Source organism: Anaerolineales bacterium, from assembly GCA_022866145.1.
Lineage (GTDB): Bacteria > Chloroflexota > Anaerolineae > Anaerolineales > E44-bin32 > PFL42.
On record JALHUE010000187.1, the window covers coordinates 1 to 6,096 of the forward strand.

6 protein-coding genes are annotated in these 6,096 nt (G+C 66.7%); 3 read left to right on the top strand and 3 right to left on the bottom strand.

What is annotated here, in order from left to right:
• Positions 1-22: 22 nt before the first annotated feature.
• The 3 genes from MUO23_05985 to MUO23_05995 are packed head-to-tail and all read right to left on the bottom strand — an operon-like array spanning position 23 to position 2,330.
• Positions 23-748, bottom strand: coding sequence for a phosphate ABC transporter ATP-binding protein (locus MUO23_05985; GenBank protein MCJ7512503.1), 726 nt, complete (start codon positions 746-748; stop codon positions 23-25).
• Positions 745-1,407 (bottom strand): ABC transporter permease, encoded by a 663-nt coding sequence (locus MUO23_05990; protein ID MCJ7512504.1) that lies wholly within the window; start codon positions 1,405-1,407, stop codon positions 745-747. The genes MUO23_05985 and MUO23_05990 overlap by 4 nt, the downstream gene beginning before the upstream one ends.
• A 53-nt stretch (positions 1,408-1,460) precedes the next feature.
• Positions 1,461-2,330, bottom strand: coding sequence for a substrate-binding domain-containing protein (locus MUO23_05995; protein ID MCJ7512505.1), 870 nt, complete (start codon positions 2,328-2,330; stop codon positions 1,461-1,463).
• Positions 2,331-2,761: 431 nt separating this feature from the next.
• Between MUO23_05995 and era the strand changes: the two genes are divergently transcribed.
• From era to purB, 3 genes are read left to right on the top strand one after another with little or no spacing between them, the layout of a single operon-like run.
• Complete coding sequence (era, locus tag MUO23_06000; protein MCJ7512506.1) at positions 2,762-3,679, top strand: GTPase Era; 918 nt, start codon at positions 2,762-2,764, stop codon at positions 3,677-3,679.
• Positions 3,676-4,569, top strand: a complete 894-nt coding sequence (locus MUO23_06005; GenBank protein MCJ7512507.1) for a site-specific DNA-methyltransferase — start codon at positions 3,676-3,678, stop codon at positions 4,567-4,569. Before era ends, MUO23_06005 begins: the two co-directional genes overlap by 4 nt.
• Before the next feature lie 12 nt (positions 4,570-4,581).
• Positions 4,582-5,982, top strand: a complete 1,401-nt coding sequence (gene purB / locus MUO23_06010) for an adenylosuccinate lyase (protein MCJ7512508.1) — start codon at positions 4,582-4,584, stop codon at positions 5,980-5,982.
• Positions 5,983-6,096: the final 114 nt, after the last annotated feature.

Here is a 6,096-nt window from a genome sequence, read left to right on the forward strand (position 1 = left end):
ATACTCATGAAGTGCCTCGCTTTCAGTACGTCATCTCGCCGCTGACAAATGCCGCGGAACGTGGATCTTCCGGCGACGAGAAGAAGGCCTCGCTTGGCTGCACTTCGACCAGCTCCCCGCCCAGCAGGAAGCCCACGCGGTCAGCCAGCCGCCGCGCCTGATGGATGTTGTGGGTCACCAGGACGATCGTGCAGTCGGCGGTCGACTTGATGTTCTGGATTATAGCCTCGATCTGCTCAACGCTCGCTGGATCGAGATGGGCGGTGGGCTCGTCCAGGAGCAGGACCCGCGGCCGCAACGCCAGCGCCCGTGCCAGCGCCACACGCTGCGCCTCGCCGCCCGACAACCGGCGGGCATTCTGACTCGCCACCGCCCGCAGTCCCACTCTCTCAATCAGTTCTTCAACCACCGGTTCTGGGTTCTCGCCCCTCAGGCGCAGACCGTAGGCGATGTTCTCGCGCACGGTGTGGTTCAACAGCACCGGCCGCTGGAAGACCATCGTCACCTGCCGACGTAGATCCAGCGGCGCAGGATAGGCCAGTCTGGCCGAACGGTATCGGATCTCGCCGGCGTCCCAAGGTTCCAGCATCGCCAGGATGCGCAGCAGGGTAGATTTCCCGGCGCCGTTCGGGCCGACGAAACCCAGAACCTGCCGCTCATCAACCTCCAGATCGGATAGGCTAAGGATCCGCCGTCCGCCCAGGTCGCGGCGCAGGTCCCGGATCTGGTACACCGGTACCGGACTCACCGCGGCCACCAATGCCTGCCGCCCTGAATGCGCACGATGATGACATTCGCCGCCAGGGCCAGCGCCAGCAGGATCCCTCCCAGCACCAGCGCCAGACCGAAGTTGCCGCGCCGCGTTTCGAGGACGACAGCCGTGCTCAGGACGCGTGTCTGCCCGGCGATGTTGCCCCCGACCAGCATCGCCGCGCCCACCTCGGAGATGATTGCGCCGAATCCGGCGGCAACGGCGGCCACCACCCCGATTCGGGCTTCGTGCAGCATTGCCAGAACCTCCTGTCGCGGGGTTGCACCTAGCGAGCGCACTTGCAGCCGGAACTCCGGGTCGAGACTGGCGATGGAGGTGGATGTCAGCCCGGCAACCAAGGGGAACGCCAGAATCACCTGCGCCACGACCATGGCCGGTGGGGTGAACAGCCAGCCCAGGCTCCCCAGCGGGCCGCTCCTCGACAGCAGCAGATACACCAGCAGTCCGATCACGACCGGAGGAAAGCCCATGCCGGTGTACACCACCGCCAGCACAGCCTCCCGGCCTTTCAGCCTCGTCAGCGCTAGGCCGGCGCCTGCCGGGATGCCCGTCAGACACGCGATCAGCAGCGCCGCTCCGGTGACCTCTAGCGTCAGCAGGACAATCTCCAGCAATCCCTCCTGGCCGCTAAGCATGCCGACCACCCCCGACCGATCGGAAGAGCCTCTTCGGAAAGGCGGCCCTGGGCTCAAGGGTGAGCCGCATGCCAGGCCTCCGAGTCTGGGAAGAACAATGGCTGACCGTAGAGATCTACCCCGAAGGCGGCGATCGCAGCCTGCGTCTCCACCGATGTCAACCAGGCCACAAAGCGCTCGGCCGCTTCGGCGTTGACGCCCGGGTGCTTGAGCGGACTGACCGAGATCACCCCGTACGGGTTGCGCAAAGCCGGGTCCGGGTTGTCCTCGATCGATCGGCCGCCGAACAGGATCTTCAGGTCCGGCGAGGCGGCCTGCTGCGCCAGGTACGTCCCGCGGTCAGTCAGGGCATAGGCGCCCTGCTCCTCGGCGAAGACCAGGGTCTCGCCCATCCCCTGCCCCAACGATTGATACCATCCACCGGCGACATCGGGCACGATCCCGCTGGCCTCCCACAGTTCAAGCTCCTTGGCATGAGTTCCCGAATCGTCGCCGCGCGAGGCGAACAACGCCGTGGCCGCGGCGATGCGCTGCAGCGCCTCCGCCGCCGAAAGAGCCTGGCGAATCCCCGCCGGATCCTGCGGCGGACCGACCACCACGAAATCGTTGTACATCACCGCGTGGCGCGCCGTGCCATCTCCGGACGAGACGAAAGCGGCTTCCATGGAGGGCGCATGAACCAGGACCACATCGACATCCCCCTGGGCGGCCAAGGCTAGCGCCTGCCCGGTGCCGACCGCGACCACATCCACCCGTAGGTCGGTGTCGCGCTCGAACTTCGGCAGGAGGGTTTGCAGCAGCCCCGAATCTTCTGTGCTGGTGGTTGACGCCAGCCGCAGCACTTCCGGCTGGCGGGGAACGCAAGCCACAAGGGCGGCAAGCACAAGAACCCAGCCCAGCCCACGCTGATAGCCGTACGGCATGTCGTTGCTCCATGGCCGGATGCGGTACCGACTCGGCCGAAATGGGGTCGCAAATCCGAAGGACGCAGATCATACATCACTTCGATCGAGCCGAATCTCCGATTCCCGGGCGCGCTCAGCGATGATCGGGCTGCGTGGGTCAGGGCTCACCGGGCCGGCGGTTCGCAGTACAACGGGCCGAAATTCCGGTCTCCATGCCCGCCCCCCCAGGCGCACAGCGGCTGTAGGGCATTCCGTTGTCATTGGGAACCCTCGGAGCGCAGTGGTCCCCGGGGTCTGGTGCCAGAACGGCCTCCAGCGCGGGAGACCGCTGTCTCCCTGGCGGCCTTGCTCCCCAATGCGCTCGACCCCCGGACGGAAGCTGGTGGCGGCTTGCCCCGCGCCTCAAGCCTCGCCTTGACAGGCGCGCGCCTTGCTTCGACAATAGGCTCGTGCCCCTCCCTGAAGGTAGCCCTCGGTTCCGGTCCGGTTACGTCGCCGTCGTCGGCCCTCCCAACGCCGGGAAATCGACTCTGGTCAATGCCTGGCTGCAGCAGTCGCTCGCCCCGGTCTCGCCGAGGCCCCAGACGACCATCCGCACTCTCTTGGGGATCCTCACGCTGCCCTCCGCCCAGGTCATCTTCGTCGACACCCCGGGAATCCATCAACCCCTGCATCGGCTGGGCGAGAGCATGGTGAATGCCGCACGGTCCGTGCTGCGCGATGCCGACCTGGCGCTTGTCGTGTTCGACGCCTCCAGATCCCCAGGCGCTGAGGAGACCCTGTGCCTCGAGGCGCTGGCGAATGAGCCGGCTCCGCCGCTGTTCGCCGTCAACAAGATCGACCTGGTTCCTGCACCGGCCCTGCCCGAGCGCCTGATGGCCTACCAGCGCTGGGTCGGCGCCGGATGGGTCTTCCCGGTTTCAGCCCAAGTCGGAACGGGGATACAAGCGCTCCTGGAGAAGATCCTCGAACACCTGCCCGACGGCCCAATGTATTTCGAGGAGGACAGTCTGACGGATTCTTATGAGCGGGATATCGCCGCCGATCTTATCCGGGCTGCCTGCCTTGACTTGCTGCGGGAGGAGGTCCCGTACCAGATCGCCGTCCGAATCGATGCCTACCAGGAACCGGATCCCGATCACGCCCGGATCGAGGCCACATTGCTGACCGAGAAAGAGAGCCACAAGGCGATCGTGATCGGCAAGGGCGGCCAGATGATCAAGCGTATCGGCACGCTCGCCAGGGAGCGGATCCAGCAGATGTCCGGCAGGCAGGTATACCTTGGGCTGCGGGTCAAGACGCTGCCAGGGTGGCGCAGCAATGATCGCCTGTTGTCCGAACTCGGCTACCGGAGCGATCGGAAGTGAACGCCGACGCCGACCGCAAACCCCGGCGCAGACGTACCCGAACCAGCGCCTTCGGCGCTCCCGGCCGAATCAGCCATGACGCCCGCCGTTTCTACGGCTCGCGGCTGTACCCGGCCGGCCTGCCGTCGGCCAGCGCCGGGCAGGAGCAGCCCCTTCCGCCGGCACAGCGAGATCGCCTGCATCTCAAGTCATCGGAGGAGATGAGCGAGCTGCCCGACAATTCGATCCAGCTGATGGTGACTTCACCGCCGTACAATGCCGGGAAGGAATACGACCGGGACCTTTCGCTCGAGGAGTACCTGGCTCTTCTCGAGCGCGTCCTCCGGGAGACATACCGGGTGCTGTCCTCCGGCGGCCGGGCGTGCGTGAATGTGGCCAACCTAGGCCGCAAGCCTTACATCCCCTTGCACACCTACATCGTCCAACTGATGCAGGAGATCGGGTACCACATGCGAGGGGAAATCATCTGGAACAAGGCCTCGAGCGCCGGGCCGAGCACGGCCTGGGGCTCCTGGCGGTCCGCGACCAACCCGGTTTTACGCGATGTGCACGAGTACATCCTGGTGTTCTCCAAGGACACCTTCATGAGAAGCGGGCGCGGCCATCGGAGCACGATTGGCCGTGACGAGTTCCTGGCCTGGACAAAAAGCGTGTGGACGATGCCGGCCGTCTCCGCCCGAAAGGTGGGCCACCCGGCGCCGTTTCCGGAAGAGCTGCCGCGCCGACTGATCGAGCTGTTCACGTTTGTGGGCGACACCGTGCTCGACCCGTTCTGCGGCTCGGGGACGACCTGCCTGGCGGCACGCGCCCTGTCGCGCCACTACGTGGGCTACGAAATCCACCCGGAATACCTGTACCTGGCTCAAGAGCGCCTGGCCCAGCAGGCGTAAGGCGGTGAGGCGATGAGCTACCAGTCCCCCTTCTCGGTGCGTTACGGGTCCGAAGAGATGCGCTTGATCTGGGCGGAGACCACCAAGCGCCGCCTGTGGCGGCGCATCTGGGTGGCCCAGGCTGAGACCCTGGCGGGCGCTGGCCTGGTTGAGGCTGCGGCGCTCGACGAACTCAAGGCGCATGTCAACAGCATCGATTTGGCACAGGCGGCCGAGCTCGAGACCCGCCTGGGTCACGAGCTGGTGGCCGAGTTGCAGACCTACGCCGGTCAGTGCCCCAAGGGCGGACGCTTCCTGCACTGGGGGCTGACCTCGGCCGATGTGCTCGACAACGCCGACGTCCTGTTGCAGCGCACGGCCCTGACCCTGCTGTTGGGCCGGCTGCGCGAAGTCCTGCTGGCCATGGCCGATCGGATCGAAGCGACGGCCGACCTCGTCGTCCTTGGCTATACCCACCTGCAACCGGCGGAGCCGACGACCCTTGGCTACCGCCTGGCGGCGGTGGGGCAGGATCTGCTGGCGCACTTTCAAGCCCTGAGCCGGCAGCGCGCCGACCTGCGCGGTAAGGGCGTCAAGGGTGCCGTCGGAACCGGCGCCCCATTCAGCGACCTGCTCGAGAACACCTCGCTGACCCCGTCCGAGATGGAAGCCCGGATCCTCAGCGCTCTCGGCCTGGAGAGCCATCCGGTGACCGGCCAGACCTACACCCGGCTCCAGGACCTCGAGCTGCTATCCGCCCTCTCGGCCCTGGCGGCAACGCTCCACAAATTCGCCTTCGACATGCGCCTGATGCAGTCGCCTGGCGTGCGCACAGCGAGCGAGCCCTTTGGGGAGGCGCAGGTTGGATCGAGCGCCATGCCGTTCAAACAGAATCCTGTGCAGTCGGAGAAGGTGTGCTCGCTGGCCCGGGTTGTCGCGGCCGCAGTGCAGCCGGCCTGGCACAACGCCGCCAGTACGCTTCTCGAGCGTACCCTTGACGATTCGGCCAACCGCCGCGTCCTGATACCCGAGGCCTTTCTGGCCATGGACGAGATGCTCCTGACCAGCGCCGGCATCCTGCGGGGGATGACCGTGGACGCTGCCGGAGCCCAATCCTGGCTTGCGCAGTTCGGGCCTTTCGCTGCCGTGGAGCGCGTGCTAATCGCCCTGGTGCGTGCCGGGGCCGACCGCCAGGAAATGCATGAGCGGCTGCGCCAGCACAGCCTGGCCGCCTGGCCGCTGGCACAGCAAGGTCACGCCGACGCCCTCCTCAGCCGGCTGGCTGCCGACACCAGCCTGCTGCGCTATCTACAACCGGCGCGGATCGAGCAGCTGCTGGAAGTCCGCACCTACGTCGGATGGGCGCCGGAGCGTGCGCGGCAGACCGCAGCCGCCTTGCGCCGCGCCGCCAGCAGCGGGGAGCCCCGGAGCTGATGCGGCATCTCCGCCCCCACCACGTTGGGTTCATCCTGTTGGCGACCGCCGTGGGTGCCGTCTGCCTGCGGCTGGGTGTGTGGCAGCTGGACCGCCTCTCCGACCGCCGCCTGG

Coding starts and splice junctions, on each gene's coding strand:
- MUO23_05990 (MCJ7512504.1), bottom strand. CDS start 1,407: ATGCTTAGCGGCCAGGAGGGATTGCTGGAGATTGTCCTGCTGACGCTA.
- purB (MCJ7512508.1), top strand. CDS start 4,582: ATGAGCTACCAGTCCCCCTTCTCGGTGCGTTACGGGTCCGAAGAGATG.
- MUO23_05995 (MCJ7512505.1), bottom strand. CDS start 2,330: ATGCCGTACGGCTATCAGCGTGGGCTGGGCTGGGTTCTTGTGCTTGCC.